This window comes from Janthinobacterium sp. FW305-128, assembly GCF_020858135.1.
Classification (GTDB): Bacteria; Pseudomonadota; Gammaproteobacteria; order Burkholderiales; family Burkholderiaceae_D; genus Janthinobacterium.
In genome coordinates this window covers 307,967-325,566 of the sequence record NZ_JACYMK010000001.1, presented here as the reverse complement: position 1 = coordinate 325,566, position 17,600 = coordinate 307,967, and the positions used below count along the sequence as shown (strand labels likewise).

General features: G+C 62.1%; 19 protein-coding genes. 10 read left to right on the top strand and 9 right to left on the bottom strand.

Annotated features, from left to right (window positions below):
- Positions 1–41: 41 nt before the first annotated feature.
- On the top strand, positions 42–671 hold the full coding sequence (gene mog, locus IGS60_RS01515; RefSeq protein WP_099409141.1) for a molybdopterin adenylyltransferase: 630 nt from the start codon (positions 42–44) through the stop codon (positions 669–671).
- Entirely contained in the window at positions 668–1,336 is a 669-nt protein-coding gene (locus tag IGS60_RS01510; protein WP_099409140.1) for an alpha/beta hydrolase, read from the top strand. The genes mog and IGS60_RS01510 overlap by 4 nt, the downstream gene beginning before the upstream one ends.
- Before the next feature lie 56 nt (positions 1,337–1,392).
- Here IGS60_RS01510 and IGS60_RS01505 read toward each other — a convergent pair whose 3' ends face one another.
- The 5 genes from IGS60_RS01505 to IGS60_RS01485 all read right to left on the bottom strand — a co-directional run bounded on the left by IGS60_RS01505 (position 1,393) and on the right by IGS60_RS01485 (position 7,106).
- Complete coding sequence (locus IGS60_RS01505) at positions 1,393–2,940, bottom strand: S1C family serine protease (RefSeq protein WP_230501973.1); 1,548 nt, start codon at positions 2,938–2,940, stop codon at positions 1,393–1,395.
- A 90-nt stretch (positions 2,941–3,030) separates the two neighbouring features.
- Positions 3,031–3,597, bottom strand: a complete 567-nt coding sequence (locus IGS60_RS01500; protein ID WP_070311625.1) for a carboxymuconolactone decarboxylase family protein — start codon at positions 3,595–3,597, stop codon at positions 3,031–3,033.
- Positions 3,597–4,445, bottom strand: coding sequence for a fumarylacetoacetate hydrolase family protein (locus IGS60_RS01495; protein WP_070291020.1), 849 nt, complete (start codon positions 4,443–4,445; stop codon positions 3,597–3,599). The genes IGS60_RS01500 and IGS60_RS01495 overlap by 1 nt, the downstream gene beginning before the upstream one ends.
- On the bottom strand, positions 4,390–5,739 hold the full coding sequence (locus IGS60_RS01490) for a nitrate/nitrite transporter (protein WP_230501971.1): 1,350 nt from the start codon (positions 5,737–5,739) through the stop codon (positions 4,390–4,392). The genes IGS60_RS01495 and IGS60_RS01490 overlap by 56 nt, the downstream gene beginning before the upstream one ends.
- Positions 5,740–5,741: 2 nt before the next feature.
- Entirely contained in the window at positions 5,742–7,106 is a 1,365-nt protein-coding gene (locus tag IGS60_RS01485; RefSeq protein WP_230501969.1) for a lysine 2,3-aminomutase, read from the bottom strand.
- Between the two features lie 281 nt (positions 7,107–7,387).
- Here IGS60_RS01485 and IGS60_RS01480 point away from each other — a divergent pair, with 281 nt between their 5' ends.
- The gene (locus tag IGS60_RS01480) at positions 7,388–7,846 is read left to right on the top strand and encodes a cache domain-containing protein (protein WP_034780434.1); all 459 of its coding nucleotides are present in this window, start codon (positions 7,388–7,390) and stop codon (positions 7,844–7,846) included.
- 64 nt (positions 7,847–7,910) lie between these two features.
- Positions 7,911–9,608, top strand: a complete 1,698-nt coding sequence (locus IGS60_RS01475) for a methyl-accepting chemotaxis protein (protein WP_230501966.1) — start codon at positions 7,911–7,913, stop codon at positions 9,606–9,608.
- Here IGS60_RS01475 and IGS60_RS01470 read toward each other — a convergent pair.
- On the bottom strand, positions 9,605–10,195 hold the full coding sequence (locus IGS60_RS01470; protein WP_230501964.1) for a DNA-3-methyladenine glycosylase: 591 nt from the start codon (positions 10,193–10,195) through the stop codon (positions 9,605–9,607). The genes IGS60_RS01475 and IGS60_RS01470 overlap by 4 nt on opposite strands.
- A 275-nt stretch (positions 10,196–10,470) precedes the next feature.
- On the opposite strand from IGS60_RS01470, the gene IGS60_RS01465 reads away from it, so the two are divergent.
- Positions 10,471–11,337, top strand: a complete 867-nt coding sequence (locus IGS60_RS01465) for an HDOD domain-containing protein (RefSeq protein ID WP_070224224.1) — start codon at positions 10,471–10,473, stop codon at positions 11,335–11,337.
- A 106-nt stretch (positions 11,338–11,443) separates the two neighbouring features.
- Positions 11,444–12,652, top strand: coding sequence for a hypothetical protein (locus IGS60_RS01460; protein ID WP_230501962.1), 1,209 nt, complete (start codon positions 11,444–11,446; stop codon positions 12,650–12,652).
- Positions 12,653–12,667: 15 nt separating this feature from the next.
- On the opposite strand, the gene IGS60_RS01455 is transcribed toward IGS60_RS01460, so the two are convergent.
- Positions 12,668–13,180: a DNA-deoxyinosine glycosylase gene (locus IGS60_RS01455; RefSeq protein ID WP_230502664.1), complete on the bottom strand. Its 513-nt coding sequence runs from the start codon at positions 13,178–13,180 to the stop codon at positions 12,668–12,670.
- Positions 13,181–13,246: 66 nt separating this feature from the next.
- Complete coding sequence (locus IGS60_RS01450; protein WP_230501960.1) at positions 13,247–14,296, bottom strand: hypothetical protein; 1,050 nt, start codon at positions 14,294–14,296, stop codon at positions 13,247–13,249.
- On the opposite strand from IGS60_RS01450, the gene IGS60_RS01445 reads away from it, so the two are divergent.
- The 4 genes from IGS60_RS01445 (at position 14,286) to IGS60_RS01430 (ending at position 17,101) form a co-directional block, all read left to right on the top strand.
- Positions 14,286–14,714, top strand: coding sequence for a DUF962 domain-containing protein (locus IGS60_RS01445; RefSeq protein WP_230501958.1), 429 nt, complete (start codon positions 14,286–14,288; stop codon positions 14,712–14,714). The genes IGS60_RS01450 and IGS60_RS01445 overlap by 11 nt on opposite strands.
- A 153-nt stretch (positions 14,715–14,867) precedes the next feature.
- The gene (locus IGS60_RS01440; protein ID WP_034780449.1) at positions 14,868–15,317 is read left to right on the top strand and encodes a glycine zipper 2TM domain-containing protein; all 450 of its coding nucleotides are present in this window, start codon (positions 14,868–14,870) and stop codon (positions 15,315–15,317) included.
- Positions 15,318–15,635: 318 nt separating this feature from the next.
- Positions 15,636–16,580 (top strand): DMT family transporter, encoded by a 945-nt coding sequence (locus IGS60_RS01435; protein WP_230501956.1) that lies wholly within the window; start codon positions 15,636–15,638, stop codon positions 16,578–16,580.
- Positions 16,577–17,101 carry a GNAT family N-acetyltransferase gene (locus IGS60_RS01430; RefSeq protein ID WP_070224219.1) on the top strand — a complete coding sequence of 175 codons (525 nt, stop codon included), beginning with the start codon at positions 16,577–16,579 and terminating at the stop codon, positions 17,099–17,101. The genes IGS60_RS01435 and IGS60_RS01430 overlap by 4 nt, the downstream gene beginning before the upstream one ends.
- A 203-nt stretch (positions 17,102–17,304) precedes the next feature.
- Here the strand turns inward: IGS60_RS01430 and IGS60_RS01425 are convergent, their stop codons facing one another.
- Complete coding sequence (locus IGS60_RS01425) at positions 17,305–17,442, bottom strand: hypothetical protein (protein WP_157751284.1); 138 nt, start codon at positions 17,440–17,442, stop codon at positions 17,305–17,307.
- Positions 17,443–17,600: the final 158 nt, after the last annotated feature.

Here is a 17,600-nt window from a genome sequence, read left to right as displayed (position 1 = left end):
CCGGGATAAGCCCGGTTTTTTTACGACATAGAGAGGTGCCCATGACCACGATAGAAGACGAATTGATTATCGGCCTCGTGTCGATCTCGGACCGCGCCAGCGGCGGCGTGTATGAAGACCTGGGTATCCCCGCCCTGGAAAGCTGGCTGTCCGCCGCCATCCGCACGCCGTTCCGCCTGGAAAAGCGCCTGATCCCGGACGAGCGCTCGCAAATTGAAAACACCCTGATCGACATGGTCGACCTGAACCATTGCCATCTGATCCTGACGACGGGCGGCACGGGTCCGGCGCGGCGCGACGTCACGCCGGATGCGACCTTGACCGTCGGAACCAAGGAAATGCCCGGTTTCGGCGAACAGATGCGCCAGATCAGCCTGCAATTCGTGCCGACGGCGATCCTCTCGCGCCAGGTGGCCGTGATCCGCGAAACGCCCGAGCGCGCTTGCCTGATCATGAACTTGCCGGGCCAGCCGAAAGCCATCAAGGAAACCCTGGAAGGCTTGAAAGACGCCGACGGCGTGCAACTGGTTAACGGCATCTTTGCCGCCGTGCCGTATTGCATCGACCTCATCGGAGGTCCCTACATGGAAACCGACCCGGCCATCTGCAAGGCCTTCCGTCCCAAATCGGCGCTGCGTCCGGCGCAACCACTACCAGAGGAAAATACATGAGCACCTTGCTGGAAACCATAGAACTCGACAGCGCACCGAACCCCACCGTCTCCATCATCTGGATGCACGGCCTGGGCGCCGACGGCAACGATTTCGTGCCCCTGGTGAAGGAGCTGGACCTGCGCGGCTGCCCCGCCATCCGCTTCATCTTCCCCAGCGCCGGCACCATGCCCGTCACCATCAACAACGGTTATGTGATGCGCGCCTGGTACGACATCCTCGTAAACGACCTCGTGCGCCGCGAAGACGAAGGCGGCTTGCGCGCCTCGCAGGGACAAATCGAAGCGCTGATCGCGCGCGAAAAGGCGCGCGGCATTCCCGCCAGCCGCATCATCCTGGCCGGCTTCTCGCAAGGCTGCGCCATGACCTTGCAAACGGGCTTGCGCCATGCGGAACCGCTGGCCGGCCTGATGTGCCTGTCCGGCTACCTGCCCCTGGCCGACAAGACGGCTCTTGAGCGCACGCCGGCCAGCCTGGAAACACCGATCTTCATGGCGCACGGCACGGCCGATCCCGTGGTGCCGATCGGCCGCGCGCAGCAGTCGCGCGACTTGCTCACCGGTATGGGTTACAAGGTGGAATGGCATGAATACATGATGCAGCACTCGCTGTGCCAGGAAGAGATCGACGCCATCGGCGCCTGGCTGAAAAAAGTATTGGCTTAAAATAAAACAGGCGCGGTGTACGCCGCGCCTGTTGTCAAACGAAGCGCCGGGAACGATCAGTTCGCCGGCGTTTTTGCATTCCATATCTTCAACATGTCGGGCGACGCTTCCGAGCGGATGCCGTTGTCCGTCAGCACCGATTCCGTCGCGGCCAGCATCTCCTTGCGGGGCACGACGACCATTTCCGCATCGCGCTGCTGGAAGCGGAACGTCAGCAATTCATCGGTCTGGTCACGCAGCAAGGCCACCAGGTGCGCCAGGCTGCGCACGCGCACGCCATTGACGGAATCGACGACCGAGAAGAAACGGGTGCTGTAGCCATTCATCAGCTTGTGCGGGAAGAACGGCGCGGCGATCACCACCAGCTCTTCGCGCTCGGCATCGGGCGCATCGCCGCGCCGCGTGGCCAGCGGATTGCCGGCAAACGCCATGCCGCCCAAGATCGCCGGGTTGCCATTGGGCGCCGCCATGAATTCCGTCGTGGCGCGTGAAAACACCATGGGGCCGAAGATGAAATAGGACGGATAACTGCCCTGCAGGCCGCTGATGAGCATCGGGTGCGCCGCCGAGACGGGCACCTTGATTTTCAGGGGCGCGCCCTGGCGCACCACCGTCAACGGCAATTCGCCGTCTTTCGCCAGTTGCTGCACGCGGTACTGGAAGCGCACGCGGCTGTTGGCATTCAGCTTGACCATGCCCTGGTTGTCAACCGGAAAATCGCCGATATGCGTGATCACATCCCACTCCTTGAGCGGATAGGCGGCATCCTTGCTGGCCGGCGTCATCACGACGGCGCCCTCGACACCCTTGGCCAGCTTCAAATACGTGCGCAGCGCGGGATTTTCCAGCGTTTGCGTCACGTCGCGCATGGCCGGCTTGCCCTTGGGCGCGCCGCCTTCCTGGTCGCGCAGGAACAGCTCGATTTCCTCGTTGGGGATGATGTAGCCGATGTTTTGCGCATTGAGCATGCCCGCAAAGGCCAGGCCGATCATCTTGTCACCGGCAATCACGGGGCCGCCGCTATTGCCCGGATTGATGGCCGCATCGATCTGGATGCGCAGGCCGGAGACGGGAAAGTTGTAGCGCACGAATTCGATGCGCGAGACGATACCCTTGGTGATCGACAGCGAGGTGCCGCCCGTCGGATAACCATATGCCAGCACGGCATCGCGCACGTCCGGCAAGACATTGGCGCGCGGCACCGCCTTGTGGCTGGCGAAAAAACTGTCGTCATCGATCTTCAGCAAGGCCAGGTCCATGCCGCGCGAAATGGCCAGCACGGTTGCCGGTATCTTGTCGCCCGCGCCATTCGCCTGGATCTGCACCTGGCTGGCATAGCCGACCACGTGCGCATTGGTAAGGATACGGCGGCCCTCGATGACGACGCCGGAGCCCGTCACCTCTTGCGGCGCGGCTTTGCTCCAGGGTTTATACGGGTCCGGCCCGCGCAGGGTGGAAAACACCTTGACGACGGAATTTTCCAGCGCAGAAGCGCTGGCGGTGGTCTCGGCGGCAAGCGCCCGCAGCGTCATCAAGGGGGAAAAAGAAAGGGCCAGCGCCAGGAAGGCGCGGCCCATCAGGGTGATGCACGGACGAGTTTTCATTGAGCTAATTGGCAATGGAAGGGAAGCAAAATTATATATTGAATAATTGCAACTTCATTACACTTTGTCCATCTTTGCCGAAGAACTATTCTAATCGGGCAAAGGCGTGACGCCCAAGGCCGGCACGGCCGTCTGCGCGCCATTCATCACCATGGCCAGGAAGGTGTAATAGCCATTGATGCCCATCAAGTCGACCACGCCATGCTCGCCGAACAGCGCCAGCGCGCGCGCATACGTGGCGTCGCTGACGCGCTTGTTTTGCTGCAGCTCGATGCAGAAGTCGTGCACGGCTTGCTCGTCTTCCTTCAGGGCAAGCGGCGCGCGCCGCGCGGCGATGGCGTCCACGGCCGCTTGCGCGATACCGTTCTGCACGGCCAGCGGCGCGTGGATGGCCCACTCGACTTGCTGGTCCCACTGGCGCGCCGTCACCAGGATCGCCAGCTCCGACAGCCGCGTGCCGATGGCGCTGCGGTAGCGCAAGTATTCGCCCATGCGCTGCGCCGCTTCCATCAGCTCGGGGCTGCGGATCAGCGGCACGAAGGGGCCGTACAGGGCACCGCGCGGACCATCGATGATGGCTTGCGCGGCGGCGCGCTGCTGCGGGTCCAGCTGCGCCAAAGGCAGCGCGGGCAAGCGGTCGATATCGCTACCGGCCATCAGGCAGTCCAGGCGACCACGTCCTGCTGCTGTTCACCCAGGCCGGCGATGCCCAGGCGCAGGCTGTCGCCTTTTTTGAGGAAGCGCTGCGGCTTGCGACCCTGGCCCACACCCGGCGGCGTGCCCGTGGCGATCACGTCGCCCGGTTCCAGGGTCATGAATTGCGACAGGTAGCTGACGATCTGCGCCACCGTGAAGATCATGGTTTGCGTATTGCCAGTCTGCATGCGCTTGCCGTTGACTTCCAGGTACAGGTCCAGGTCCTGCTCGTCGATGACTTCATCGCGCGTCACCAGCCACGGGCCGACAGGGCCGAAGGTGTCGCAGCCCTTGCCTTTATCCCATTGGCCGCCCCGTTCCAGCTGGAACGAGCGCTCGGAAATGTCGTTGACGACGCAATAGCCGGCCACGTATTTCAAGGCGTCCTCTTCGCTCACGTACTGCGCGCGCGTGCCGATGATCACGCCCAGCTCCACTTCCCAGTCCGTCTTTTTCGAGCCTTTCGGCAGCACGACATTGTCGTCCGGACCGTTCAGGCAAGTGATCGCCTTCATGAACACGATGGGTTCGGCCGGGATCGGCATGCCCGATTCGGCCGCGTGGTCCGCGTAATTGAGGCCGATGCCGATGAACTTGCCGACCTTGGCCAGCGGCACGCCGAAGCGCGGGTTGCCGCGCACCAGGGGCAAGGTCTTTTCGTCGAGCTTGGCCAGCTTGCGCAAGGCCTTGTCGGACAGTTGTGCGCCGTCAATATCGGCAATCACGCCGGACAGGTCGCGCAGTTTGCCTTCTTCATCGATCAGGCCCGGTTTTTCCTTGCCTGGACGTCCATAACGAACGAGTTTCATAGTCTTCCTTGGAGTTGATCATTGCCGCTGTGCAGGCTGCCATTTTACCGGATGGCCCGACACGCCTGTAGCGGTTGATGAAAAACATCGCAAGTCCCGGCAGTTGCAAGGCCGCCAGCACGCCAAACGCCGCCTGATACGCCTGCGGCGGATACTGCTGCAAGCCGTTCAGGGGCCAGCAGCCGAGGATCAGGCCAAAACCCGCCTGCACCAGGAAGGCGCCCGTAAAAATGAGCAAATTCAGACAGGTGGCCGCCCTGCCCGTCAGGCTGGCCGGCATGCTTTGCGCGACGATCGCATACTCGAGGCCCGTCACCGTGCCCAGCAAGGTAAACAGCACGGACAGCAACGGCAGGCTGGGCACCACATTACACGCCATCGCCGCTTGCACGGCGACAAACAGGATGATGCCCACGGCCGCCACTTGCATGGGCGCAATGCCACGCCGCCCGGCCCATTCCGTCAGCATGCCCATGCCGATGGCGCCGAAGATGACGGCCGCCATGCCCAGGTACAGAAAATACGCCACGTTGTCATCGGACAAGCCGCCCACGTCGGCCAGCCAGCGCCCCACCCACAAGCCCTGCACGCCAAAGAACACCGTGTGCGGCAACAGGATCAGCGCGATGGTGCGGCGAAAGCCGGGATCGCGGTACACGCTCCAGACGCTGACCTTGCTCACCTTGTGCATGCCTGCGGCAGGCGCGGGCATGGCCGGCGACAGCAGGCGGATCAGCAAGCCGACGGCCAGCGCCGCCAGCGCCAGCCCCAGGAACACGCCGCGCCAGTCCGTGTAATGCAGGGCCAGCTTGACGGGCATGGTGGCCGTGGCCGCGCCCAGGCCGCCCACGGCGATCAGATAGCCGTGCACGGAAGGCAGGCGCGACGGCGCGATGGCGCACGAGATCGCTTTCACGGCAGCCATGAAACAGCCGCCCAGCCCCGCCCCCATCAGGGCGCGCGCCCACATCAGCTCGGCAAAGCTGTGGCCCCGGCTGAACAGCCACACGCCCAGGGCCGCCAGCGCCAGCAGCCACAGTTGCACGGTGCGGGGGCCGTAGCGGTCCAGCGCCATGCCGACCGGTAATTGCACCAGCGCAAAGGCAAGAAAAAAGGCGCTGGTCAGCAGGCCCAGCTGCGCTGGCGTCAAGGCGATGGCGCCCAGCAATTCCGCCGTCAGCACGGCATTGACGCCGCGCAGCAGGCACGACAGGTAATGCCCGAGCGCGAATGGCAGGAACACCAGGCAAAACACGGCCACGCCGGAACGGGCGGGCGCACCGGCCGCGTGCATGCTCAGGCAGCCTGCGCCAGGCGGATGATTTTATGCGGCAGCTGCGGCACAGGTTCATCCGTCTCGAAGAAGAATTTATCGTGGCCGAACGCGGGCTTCAAATCGTCCATCCACGTCGCTTCCGCATCGAATTTCGCAAAGAACGGCCGGCGCACCCAGTCCGGGTTGCGTGCCTGCAAGAATTGCAGGGCAAACAGTTTTTCGCCATTGATGGTGACGATGCCGTCGATGACGATCTTGCCGGGAAAGGCGCTCATGGACGGTCCCCGCACCGTGCGCGACAGGCCCGACACCATCTGGTAGGCGGCCTGGAAAATTTCGTGCGCCTTCGCCAGCGGCAACTCGAAATAACCGCGCGGGCCCGTGTCCCGTTCGACAAACATGTAATACGGAATCGCCCCCAGGCGCGTGCCCGTCTGCCACAGCTCGGCCCAGCTTGCCGGGTCTTCGTTGATGTGGCGGATCAGCGGCCCCTGCATGCGCACGGTGGCGCCCGTGGAAATGATGCGCTTCACGGCTTGCTGGGCGATGTCCTGGCGCAACTCGACGGCATGGCTGTAATGGCCCATCACGGCCAGGTTCTTGCCCGCCTTGACGATGCGCTCGAACAGGCGCATCAAGTCATCCGCATCGCGGTCCGAGACAAAGCGCTGCGGCCAGTACGCCACCGCCTTGGTGCCGATGCGGATGTTCTGGATGTGTTCCAGGCCCGGCGCCAGCAACGGCTCCAGGTAGGCCGCCAGCTGCCGCGTGTTCATGATCATCGGATCGCCGCCCGTAATCAGCACGTCCGTCACTTCCGGATGCAGTTTCAGGTAGGCGGCCAGCTCGTTTGATTCGCGCGCATCGAACTTCATGTCGTCCATGCCGACGAACTGGGGCCAGCGAAAACAGAAAGTGCAATACGCGTGGCAGGTCTGGCCCGCGCTGGGAAAAAACAGCACCGTCTGCGCATACTTATGCTGCAGGCCGCGCACGGGCGCATCGTTGACCCGCGGCACGTTATGCGTCATCTGCCCGGCAGGATGGGGATTCATTCCCAGGCGCAAGCCATGCACATAGGCGTCGATGGCCGCCTTGTCCCGCTGCACCAGCACCAGGTCGCGCAGGTGCGCGTACTGCTCCGGCGGCAGCATGTCGCGGTGGGGAAAGACGAGGCGGTAGATGGGATCGTCAGGGATGTTGTTCCAGTCGATCAACTGATCAAGCACATATTCATTGGTGCGAAACGGCAAGACGTGCGAGACCACTTGCACGGCTTCGCGCTGCTCTTCCGGCAGCCATTCCCACTGCCGCGCTTGTTGAATGGTTTGCCGCGTGTACGGCTTGAACTTGGGTGCAGACGGCTCGGTAATGAGTGCGGACACGATCAGCTCCTTGCCTGTAAATGGCGACAACTTTCATGAAATCGGCCGTATATCGGCCAATTCCAGCTTTTTCCTCTCCATGCCAGTCCAGCTCGGCATGCTGTGAAAGTCATCATAATTCTTGCCTATAAGAACCAAATTGCTACATATCAACAAGCGGTCGATACGTTGCATGCTGCCTACAAGCAACACCTAAGTTTGTTCCACCGCAATTTGATGGGACTGTCGGCGACGTAAATTACGGCTTGGCAACACATCCCTCGATATCACAAGGAGCTTTCATGAAACGCTTATTCACGGGTAGCCTGCTGTGCCTGGCATTTGCCGGCGGCAGCGTCAGTGCCGCGGTCGAACCAACGGAAAAAGACGCCATCGCCATGGCCGAACGGGGCGCCGCCTTCATGAAGGCGCATGGCAAGGAAGAAATGATGAAGAAAATCACGGCCAAAGACCCGGACTTCGTGCAGGGCTCGCTGTACGTGGACATGCGCGACATCAAGACGGGCATCGTGCTGGCCCACCCGATCAATCCTTCCATCGTCGGCAAGGATTTGACGGATGTGCCGGACGCGAATGGCAAGAAATATCGGCGTGAAATCATCGAGCTGGCGCAAAAACAGGGCAAGGGCTGGGTCGATTACCAGTACAAGAATCCCACCAGCGGCAAGATCGAGCCGAAGACCACGTACATCCTGCGCGTCAACGATGTGGTGCTGGAAGCGGGCATCTACAAAAAATAAGGCAGGGGCGGCGTGCACGCCGCGCGCCGCCTGCGGTTTGATCAGCCATAGCCAGGAGTCAAGCATGCTCAATCAATTACGCATCGGACCAAAATTATTGCTGGCGCCCACCCTGGTCTTGCTGTTGCTGATACTCAGCTCGAGCGGCGCCTGGTATGGCATGGTGCGGCAAAATGCCTCGCTGGAAAACATGGTGCGGGTACGCATTACGCATTTGAAGGCGGCCGCGGACGTACTAGGCGAGGCCAAGCACGTACATGGCAATATGTACCAGCTGCTGTCATGGACGAATGGCAGCTTCGCCAAGGCCCGCCTCGATGCGCTGGAGCAACAGATCAAGGCGCGCCACGCGGCCATCGGCGCCCAGCTGGGCACGCTGCGTTCCTCGGCCACGGGCGCCGAGCGCACTCTGGTCGATGCGGCCATCACGGCCCTGGCCGGCTATCGCAAGGCGGTACTGGAAACCATGGAAATGGCGCAGATGGACCAGTCGATCGCCACCAACTCCATGCTCAAGGCGGAAACCCAATTCGTCCAGTTCAATACGCAGCTGGCGCAACTGTCTGCCCTGGAAACAACGCTCAGCAGCCAGGCCCACGCGACGGCCAGCGCCGAGTTTCGCAGCCTGGGCTGGAGCCTGCTGCTGACGGTCCTGCTGTCCATCCTCGTCTCCATCGTGGTGACCATGCTGGTGCGCCGCGCCATGCTGGTGGAAATCCGCGGCATTGCCGACGCCGTGCAAGACCTGGCGGCGGGCAAGCTGATGGCCGGCGCCCCCAAGCCGGGCAATGACGAAATCGCCGCCACGTCGCGCGTGCTGGACCAGACCATCGCCCACCTGAACCAGACCTTGCGCACCATCACGGGCGCCGTGCAATCGATCGACACGGCCTCGCGCGAAATTGCCACCGGCAACCTGGACCTGTCGGCGCGCACGGAAATGCAAGCCAGTTCGCTGGAAGAAACATCAAGCGCCATGGAAACCTTGACGGCAGCCGTCAACAACAATGCGGACAATGCCCAGCTGGCTTGCGAGCTGGCGGGACAAGCGTCGACCCTGGCCGTGCAAGGGGGAGCATCGATGCAGCAGGCGGTGGCGACGATGGCGACGATACGCGCCAATTCGCGCCAGATCGTGGATATTATCGGCGTGATCGATGGTATTTCCTTCCAGACCAATATCCTCGCGCTGAATGCGGCGGTGGAGGCGGCGCGCGCGGGCGAGCAGGGCCGGGGCTTTGCCGTGGTGGCGTCGGAAGTGCGCACCCTGGCGCAGCGCTCGGCGCAGGCGGCCAAGGAAATCAAGACCCTGATCGCCACCTCCGTCACCACCATCGACGGCGGCAGCGTGGCCGTGCAGCAGGCGGGCGACAGCATGGGCGCCATCGTAGCCTCGGTGCAGCAAGTCAACGAGATCATCCAGCGCGTGAAAGAGGCCAGCGCCGAGCAGGCGTCGGGCATCACGGAAGTAAACCAGGCCGTCGCGCAAATGGATGACGTCACGCAGCAAAACGCGGCCCTGGTGGAGCAGGCGGCAGCGGCGGCGGCCAGTTTGCAGGACCAGGCCGTCAAACTGTCGGCGGCGGTCAGCGTCTTTACCCTGGATCCAGCCGCGCCGGCCACGCCCGCCGGCGCGGACGACGACGCCTTTCAAGACCCCGCCAGGACGCCGCCCCAGGACCGGCGCGCGCTGCACAGTCCGCTGCGCGGCAAGCCCGGCATGCGTAACGTCAAGGATGCGCCCCAGCGCCGGCGTGGCTAGCGAGGTAACTCGATGACAGGCGCGCGCATCGGCTTGCTCAGGTAGGGCGAGCCTGCCAGCACGAAACGCCACGGCGTCTCCATCGCCTTGGAAATGCCGATGCGCGGCCCCGCCCGTACCGCAACCTCATCCTCGCGGGTCAGCAGCATGAACGGCGGCGCATCGAGCGCCAGCCGGTTCTGCAGATGGCTCACACCGAGCGCCTGGCACACCTTGCCCGGCCCAGAACACAGCTGCCGGGCATCCTCGACGCCGCGCCGTTCGCGCATGGTATCGAGTCCCACGAGCGGTTCGATGGCGCGGATCAACACGCCCGCGCCATGGCCCGCTTCGCGGCACACAAAGTTCAGGCACCAGTGAATGCCGTACGAGCGGTAGACATAGGCGTGCGCGGGCGGGCCGAACATGGCCGCATTGCGCGGCGTCATGCCGCCATACGTGTGCGAGGCGGGGTCCAGCCGGTCATACGCTTCCGTTTCCACGATGCGCCCGCCCACGCCGTCCACCAGCACGGTCACGCCGATCAACTGACGCGCCACGTTGCTGGAATCGTCCGCAAAATCGATACCCGCGAGGATTTTTTTCATCCGGCAATTGTACTGCCGCACTGTCCGCAGCACGCCTGGCCCCACCTTGAAAACAAATAAAACTTGATTTTTCCATCATGAGTATCGGGATAGGGAGCGTCGTAAAATGTGGAAAATAGGGGATGGAGCAAGCCAAAACGGGGATTTTTTCCAGAATAATTTGCAGAGACGAACTATTGCCATGCATAAACAGCGATAATCGTCGGGCACTGCACCAGACGCCCACGAGGCCGGCAGCGGCAGTGCGCAACAGAATAACCACAGGCAAGGCAATGATGATGAGAGCGGCAGCGCAAAAGCAGGTAGTGCAGGAAGATCCGGTTGACGCCCTGATGCGTTCCATCCGTATCCCGCCGCGTCCCAGCCTGCTGGTCGACTTGCAGCGCGAACTGGCCGAACAAGACCCGTCGCCGCGCCGCATCGCGCGCATCATCGCCGACGATGTCGGCATGTCGGGCGCCCTGCTGAAACTCGCCAATTCGCCGTTCTATGGCGCCGCGCGCAAGGCCAAATCCGTCGAGCAAGGCATCAACTTTCTCGGCATTAACCAGTGCAGCGCCATGATGACGGGCTTGCTGGCGCGCCAGGCGCTGGAAGCGGAAGGCGTGGAACTGACCCACTTCTGGGACGTGTCGGCCAAGCGTGCGCGCGCCCTGGTATTTACCTCGCGCAAGCTGCGCATCGCCCCGCCCGACATCGCCCACACCTTCGGCCTGTTCTGCGACATCGGCGTGCCCCTGCTGATGAACCGCTTCCCCGACTACGTCAACACGTACGCGGCGGCGGCCAACGATGCGCATAATTGCTTTACGGCCCTGGAAGACGCGCGCCACCAGACCAACCACGCAGCCATCGGCTGCTTGCTGGCACGCAACTGGGGCCTGTCCTCTGACGTTTCCTGGGCGATTTTGCACCACCACGACTACACGGTGCTGGCCGACCCGTCCACGGACGATGCCATCCGCTCGCTCGTCGCCCTGTCGCTGCTGGCCGAAAAAGGCATTCAGCGCTACCATGGCAACAGTACCTCGCTCGAGTGGGACAAGGGCGGTGAGCTTGCATGCCAGCATCTTGGCCTGTCGCAGGAAGAAGCCGCCGACCTGCTCGACGAGCTGCACGAGATGTTCGATACCGACCATTGAAGTATCAGGCGGCCGCGTCCGCCTGTATGATCTGTCCCGGCGCCAGGCAAAGCCTTGGCGCCCGTTTCCGTTTGCCTGACCCGTATTTCTTAACCTGTTGATCGCCATGCCCAAAAATAAGCGCCCTGTCCCCCGTAAATCCGCCAACACGCCTGAAGACAAGGACGAATCCGTCACGCGCATGCTGTGCACGATGGCCCTGAACCTGGCCGAGCAGGAAGACAGCGAATCGCAGGGCACGGTGCTGGCCGAGCAAGCCGTCGAATTCGGCCGCCTGATCCGCAAGGCCTTGAATCAAAAGAAGGATGAAATCCTGTACGACGCCATCGAGCGTTCCAAGTACGAAGACGTGGGCGCCTACCAGTATCTGCGCAGCCATATCGAGGAAGCGGCGTCCATTTCCCTGATCCGCCGCGAAAACGCCCCGGCCATGGAAATCAACGCCTTCGTCGTGCCCCTGCTGGTGCAAAGCACGGGCGGCCTGAAAGAAGCGGACAGTTTCCAGGACCAGGACGCGTTCGAAGCGCTGGTGAAAAGTTTCCAGCAAGCAGAACTGGAAAGCGCCAAGGCCAAGGTGGTCTTGATGAGCCATGCCTATGACCTCGATGAAATCGACCGCATTACCTATAGCCATCTGCATGAGATGGTGCGCGATGCCTATTCGTCGATGACGGACAAGAAGATCGTCGCCACGCCGGGCCTGGAAAGCAGCATCGTCGGCTGGAGCGAGACGGCTTTCGGCCCGCGGGACACGGCCGTCGAACTGCGCTTCCTGCTGGGCTTTGCCCTGAAGCGCGTGGACGACCCGTTCTATGCGGAACCGAAGGACGAAGCGGCGCTCGACGCCTGGTTTGACGCGCGCATGGCCCGCTACCAGCAGTGGACGACGGAAGTGGGCGACCTGGTGAAACGCTGCCTGGCGCCGGCCGGCAGCGCGCTGGAAGTGAGCTTCCTCTACCAGGACTTGTTCCACGGCGGCAAGGAACAAGGCATGAGCGAATATGCGATGCTGCAGATGATGTCCGGCATCAACCATGCACTGGCGGAAAACAAGGTGGACGCCGGTGACGTCTCGGTAGTCGTCGGCCCGGCCGATGAACACGGTGAAATGCTGTTGCGCGTCAACGTCAGCACGGCGGACGGCGCACTGCTGCACAGCGCCGACAAGCCGCTGGACCTGGCCGCCGACCTGCAGGACGAAGTCGACGACATCTGCGACGCGCTGGCCACCATCGGCGTCACCAACTTGTCCGTGGCGCTGAGATTCGATGCCAAGGGGCAACCACTGGAAGCGCAGCCGTACGCGCCTGCGTAAAGGCCGGCAACACGATTAACGCGCGGCCGGCTCCGGTTGGCCACGCAGCGACAGCCACGCCTGCAATTTCTGCGCATACGCGAGCGTGTACGCCGGGCTGCTCGACGGCAAGCTGACGATGCGGTAGCGCTGCGCGTGCTCGCCCAGCACCTTGACGCCCAGCTTGGCGGCCGTGCCGCCGTTGAAGGCGATCGTGTGCAGCCGCGGCAGGCTGGCGGCCAGGGCGACGAGGTCGTTGTCGTCGCGGAAGCGGATATTGCTGTCCAGGCTGCCCGCGCGCTGCGCCTGCGCCACCACATCCCACAGGCCCACGCCGTGCGCCAGCAAGGTGGCCAAACGCTCTTCATAGGGCAGGCCCTTCAACTCCACGCCCAGCACCTCGCCCAGCAGCATCCAGAACTTGTTTTGCGGATGCGCATAGTACTGGCTGTGCGCCAGCGATTTTTCGCCGGGCAGGCTGCCCAGTATCAGCAGGCGCGTGCCGGCATCGACGACGGGGGCGAAACAGCGCTTGCGCGGGTCCGGCATGGCCGGTTCAACAGACAATAAGCGGGTCAAAAGCGGCATCCTGCAGAAGTGGGGGCAGCGCCTATTTTACTGGAGCCATTGCACGGGCACAGACATGATGCCCTTGTCATCCCACACCAGTACCTGTGCCGTATGAAATTTGCCTTGCGGTGTGACGGCATTGCCGACGCCGTTGACATGGTATTGGTAGCCCGATCCATAGCGCTGCGCCACGATCGCACGCGCCTGCGTAGCCATATCTCCATGCGAGGCATGCAGCTGGAAAGCGACGCCAGCCATGCCGAGGATCAGGCCGCAGATGGCAGGGATGCGCAGATCGCGTCGCTTGTAGCCCCTGGCATCGCAGGCGGCCATGACGGCAGGCATACCCAGTTGACGATACAGGTAATGAATGACCCACAATGACAGCACGGCTTCCAGCACCGACCAGATACGATAGCCAGGTGCGAGCTTGAATTGCATCACCGTCAGGGACATCGGCTGCAGAAACAGGAAATCGATCGCCAGCACGGCAGGCACGATCCAGAATACCGCCAGCCAGCGCAGCCAGACTGCCGCGCGCAGCTTGCCGCGCACCAGGCAGGCACCAAAGATCAACAAACCGAGATTGCCAAACACATAGGTCCGGCTACCTGTCTGCAAGGTTTCCAGCAAGCCCGCAACTCGCAACACCACCCATGCGAACAGCAACACATAGCCCGCAGACCGCAGAAAGGGGCCGGCTGCTTCCTTGAGCGCGGCAGTGGCCGGATCGAGCGGCTTGTCCTGCGGCCGCGCGGCCCACTGGCGCTGTTCTGCCGCATGGTCATCCTGCTGGCGCTGGGCAATTTCCGCTTCGATGCGCTGGCGCCGTGCCGCATCGGCTCCGTCGGCGCCGGACAGGGCTTGTTGCAGGGACGCCATCGAATAGCGCTGGTAATCAGGGTGGCTGGCTTGCAATGTCACGGATACCTTTATTCCATCTGTGCAGTGAGTGAAAACATTTCCAATTGGAAATAATAGCCCAGAATTTCCAATACAACAATTCTGCGGGCGGTTCGCTGCGTTCGGTTGCCTGAGTTCCGGTGTAGAATTTCCAGCCAGAACACCACACAAGAGACCGCCCATGCGCACCATCGACACCCTGCTGGCCCAGTATGGCGAAAGCCACCGCAACCACGTCAATGAATGGGTGCACATCGTGTGCGTGCCGCTGATCGTTTTCAGCTTGCTGGGGCTGCTGTGGAGCGTGCATCCCAGCGTGGCGCTGCTCGGCAGTATCGTGGCCTTATACTATTACTACAAGCTGTCGCGCCCGTTTGCGGCGGGCATGCTGGCGATGCTGGCCGCCATGCTGGGCCTGCTGCAGCTCATGCCGCCGCTGACCATCCTGCCCGCGTCGCTGGCGCTGTTCGTGCTGGCCTGGATAGGCCAGTTCATCGGCCACCAGATCGAAGGCAAGAAGCCGTCGTTTCTCGACGATGTGCGCTTTTTGCTGGTGGGTCCGCTCTTCGTGCTGGGATTTTTGTACCGGCGCCTGCGGCTGGCGTATTGAGTGGCAGGCGGTCACGTGGCCACTCGGTCACGCGGGGCCAGTAACAGATTTTTACTATTCGCAACTAGTTATCTTAGGCAAGTGTCCTTATGATAAGTCATCATCTGCCGGTCGACGCAATCGGCAACCAACTTTTGTCCAAGGGAGTCCTACATGAAAGCACCAATTATTGCAGTGGCATTGCTCGCCACCCTGGCCGGCTGCGCCGTACAACCGAACTCGGCAAATGTCTACAACGCGCGCCAGGCGCAGAATGAACAATCGGTTCGCATGGGCACGGTTGAATCCGTGCGCCAGGTAACCATCGACAAGGGCGAAACGGGCACCGGCGTGCTGGCTGGCGCGGCGCTGGGCGGCGTGGCCGGCTCGACAGTCGGGGGCGGCAAGGGCGCCATTGCGGCCAGCATCCTCGGCGCCGTCGCCGGCGGCATGGCCGGCAAGAGCATAGAAGCGAACGCGTCCAACAAACCCGGCCTGGAAATCACCGTGCGCCTGGACAATGGCGACATGCGCGCCATCGTGCAAGACGCCGACGAGCTGTTCCGCCCCGGCGAGCGCGTGCGCCTGCTGTCGGACGGCCGCAAGACCCGCGTCACCCACTGATCTGCTTGCCGGCGCATGCGCTCAGCCGAATGCGCCGGCAGCGAGCAAGGCAGAAGGGTGCAGCCAGATGGCAATCACAGCAGTCACGACGACATATACAAGCACGCTCCATACTTTGATGTGCAGTGAGGCTGGCATGGCGGTCCCCTTCAAAGATGCAATCCGGAAAATATTTACTTGATATTAATGTAAATATTTTCATAAATTCAATATTTTTCAGAAGCACTGCGCTGGCTCAATGCCTGGTATTTCTTGGCAACACATCGAGCAAGCTCGACCGCACTCGCCATCGCTGCGCGATGCCCGTATACTTGCGCGATGTCCTCTCCTCTCCTGTTCATCATTGCCTGCCTGATCTGGGGCTCCACCTTCTGGGCCATCACCTTGCAGCTGGGCGACGTCGCCCCCGCCGTTTCCGTGGTCTACCGCTTTGGCCTCGCGTCCGCCACCCTGTTTGCCTGGTGCGCCGTACGCGGCGACCGCCTGCGCCTGCCCTGGCGCGCGCAAAAATGGATGCTGCTGCAGGGCCTGGCCTCGTTTGCCCTCAGCTATGTGTGTACGTATAGTTCGGAGCAATACCTGGTGTCGGCCCTCGTCAGCGTGCTGTTCGCGTTGATGGTGTTCTGGACGCCCTTGCTCAACCGCATTGCCTTCGGCACACAAATCACCTGGAGCACCTGCTGCGCCGCGTTTGTCGCCATCTGCGGTATCGTGCTGCTGTTTTACCAGTCCATCGGCGCGGCGCTGCACGATATGCTCGGCGGCGGCAACGGGCATTTCCTGCTCGGATTCATGCTGGCCCTGGTGGCCACCGTGTCCAGCACGGCAGGCAACGCCCTCGTCATGAAAGTGCGCGAACAGTCGGGCAATGTGATGCTGACCATGGCCTGGACCATGCTGTGGGGCACCTTGATGGTGGCTAGCTGGGCCATCGCCACAGGCCAGTCCTGGCAGCTGCCCACGCGCCCCAGTTACTGGATGGGATTGTTGTACCTGGCCCTCTTCGGCTCGGTGATCGCCTTCAGCGCGTATTTCACCCTGATCGCCCGCATCGGCACGCAAAAGACCGTGTATATCGGCGTCGTCACGCCCGTCATTTCCGTGCTGCTGTCGGTGCAGTTCGAACATTACCGGCCCGCTCCCATCGAATGGGTGGGCATGGTGCTGTGCCTGTCCAGCGTGGCATGGGCCCTGACGTCGGGCGCGCGCAAGACGGCTGCCGTTTCCTCTCTTTCCACCACTTCATCCGCAAAGGCAACATGAGCACCTCTTCCTCCCTCGCCATCCGTCCCGCGACCGCATCCGACGTGGCGGCCATCTTCGGCATGATCCATGAACTGGCCGTGTTTGAAAAACTCGAACACATGATGATCGCCAAGGAATCCATGCTGCACGACAGCCTGTTCGGCAAGCACCCCGCGTGCGAAGCGCTGGTCGGTGAGGAACATGGTGAAGTAGTGACGTTCGCCCTGTTCTTCCACAACTTTTCCACCTTCCTGTGCCGCAAGGGCCTGTACCTGGAAGACCTGTACGTGAAGCAATCGGTGCGCGGCAAGGGCTATGGCAAGCAGATGCTCGTGGCGCTGGCGCAACTGGCCGTCGAACGCGATTGCGGCCGCTTCGAATGGTCGGTGCTGGACTGGAATGAAAACGCGATCAACTTCTACCAGGGCATGGGCGCGGACGTGATGCCGGACTGGCGTATCTGCCGCGTGGCTGGCGATGCCTTGACGCAATTGTCGGCGGGCACGCCGAAAGCCATTGCATTGGAACCGTCAGAGTAAGTTCCCCAAAAAAAATCCCCGCGGGCTAGCGGCACCGCGGGGTGAACCCATTGTCAAGTGGGAGGGGGAGAATGCAATCAACGGTTATCAATATAAACGCAGCCGCTTGCGATGGCGCAGACCTTTACATTTGCTTACCGGGCCTTACATTTGACTTAAATCTGCTAACCAAGTGTCACCAAGTGTCGCTCGGATGACACTGATTATTTCCGTGGTTCAATCAATGTGCCGTGCAAGCCGATATGTTGTTGCGCAACCCCACTGCCACCCTGCGCATTTTTATAGATTTGGTACACTGTCAGGCAGGCGATGCAGCCAGCAACCACGGCAAAAATGACCATGCGACGCTCCTTGAGTATGCTTGATGGGATCAGGGCTCGCGGCTGATGATGTCCAGGCAAGCAGGGAAGATTCAGTGTGGCATCTGCGACGTTGGGGGCATTGCGCAATGTCAAACGCGCCAATTTGACGGGGTCATGGCGTTTGATATGACGCAAAG

Excerpts from the sequence above, each read along its gene's own strand:
- IGS60_RS01435 (WP_230501956.1), top strand. The coding sequence starts at position 15,636 with ATGTCCTCTCCTCTCCTGTTCATCATTGCCTGCCTGATCTGGGGCTCC.
- IGS60_RS01425 (WP_157751284.1), bottom strand. The coding sequence starts at position 17,442 with ATGGTCATTTTTGCCGTGGTTGCTGGCTGCATCGCCTGCCTGACAGTG.
- IGS60_RS01470 (WP_230501964.1), bottom strand. The coding sequence starts at position 10,195 with ATGAAAAAAATCCTCGCGGGTATCGATTTTGCGGACGATTCCAGCAAC.
- IGS60_RS01430 (WP_070224219.1), top strand. The coding sequence starts at position 16,577 with ATGAGCACCTCTTCCTCCCTCGCCATCCGTCCCGCGACCGCATCCGAC.
- IGS60_RS01445 (WP_230501958.1), top strand. The coding sequence starts at position 14,286 with ATGCGCACCATCGACACCCTGCTGGCCCAGTATGGCGAAAGCCACCGC.
- IGS60_RS01495 (WP_070291020.1), bottom strand. The coding sequence starts at position 4,445 with ATGAAACTCGTTCGTTATGGACGTCCAGGCAAGGAAAAACCGGGCCTG.
- IGS60_RS01510 (WP_099409140.1), top strand. The coding sequence starts at position 668 with ATGAGCACCTTGCTGGAAACCATAGAACTCGACAGCGCACCGAACCCC.
- IGS60_RS01440 (WP_034780449.1), top strand. The coding sequence starts at position 14,868 with ATGAAAGCACCAATTATTGCAGTGGCATTGCTCGCCACCCTGGCCGGC.
- IGS60_RS01500 (WP_070311625.1), bottom strand. The coding sequence starts at position 3,597 with ATGGCCGGTAGCGATATCGACCGCTTGCCCGCGCTGCCTTTGGCGCAG.
- IGS60_RS01465 (WP_070224224.1), top strand. The coding sequence starts at position 10,471 with ATGATGAGAGCGGCAGCGCAAAAGCAGGTAGTGCAGGAAGATCCGGTT.
- IGS60_RS01505 (WP_230501973.1), bottom strand. The coding sequence starts at position 2,940 with ATGAAAACTCGTCCGTGCATCACCCTGATGGGCCGCGCCTTCCTGGCG.
- IGS60_RS01480 (WP_034780434.1), top strand. The coding sequence starts at position 7,388 with ATGAAACGCTTATTCACGGGTAGCCTGCTGTGCCTGGCATTTGCCGGC.
- IGS60_RS01455 (WP_230502664.1), bottom strand. The coding sequence starts at position 13,180 with ATGCCGGACCCGCGCAAGCGCTGTTTCGCCCCCGTCGTCGATGCCGGC.
- IGS60_RS01450 (WP_230501960.1), bottom strand. The coding sequence starts at position 14,296 with ATGGTGCGCATGGGCGGTCTCTTGTGTGGTGTTCTGGCTGGAAATTCT.
- IGS60_RS01475 (WP_230501966.1), top strand. The coding sequence starts at position 7,911 with ATGCTCAATCAATTACGCATCGGACCAAAATTATTGCTGGCGCCCACC.
- IGS60_RS01490 (WP_230501971.1), bottom strand. The coding sequence starts at position 5,739 with ATGCACGCGGCCGGTGCGCCCGCCCGTTCCGGCGTGGCCGTGTTTTGC.
- mog (WP_099409141.1), top strand. The coding sequence starts at position 42 with ATGACCACGATAGAAGACGAATTGATTATCGGCCTCGTGTCGATCTCG.
- IGS60_RS01460 (WP_230501962.1), top strand. The coding sequence starts at position 11,444 with ATGCCCAAAAATAAGCGCCCTGTCCCCCGTAAATCCGCCAACACGCCT.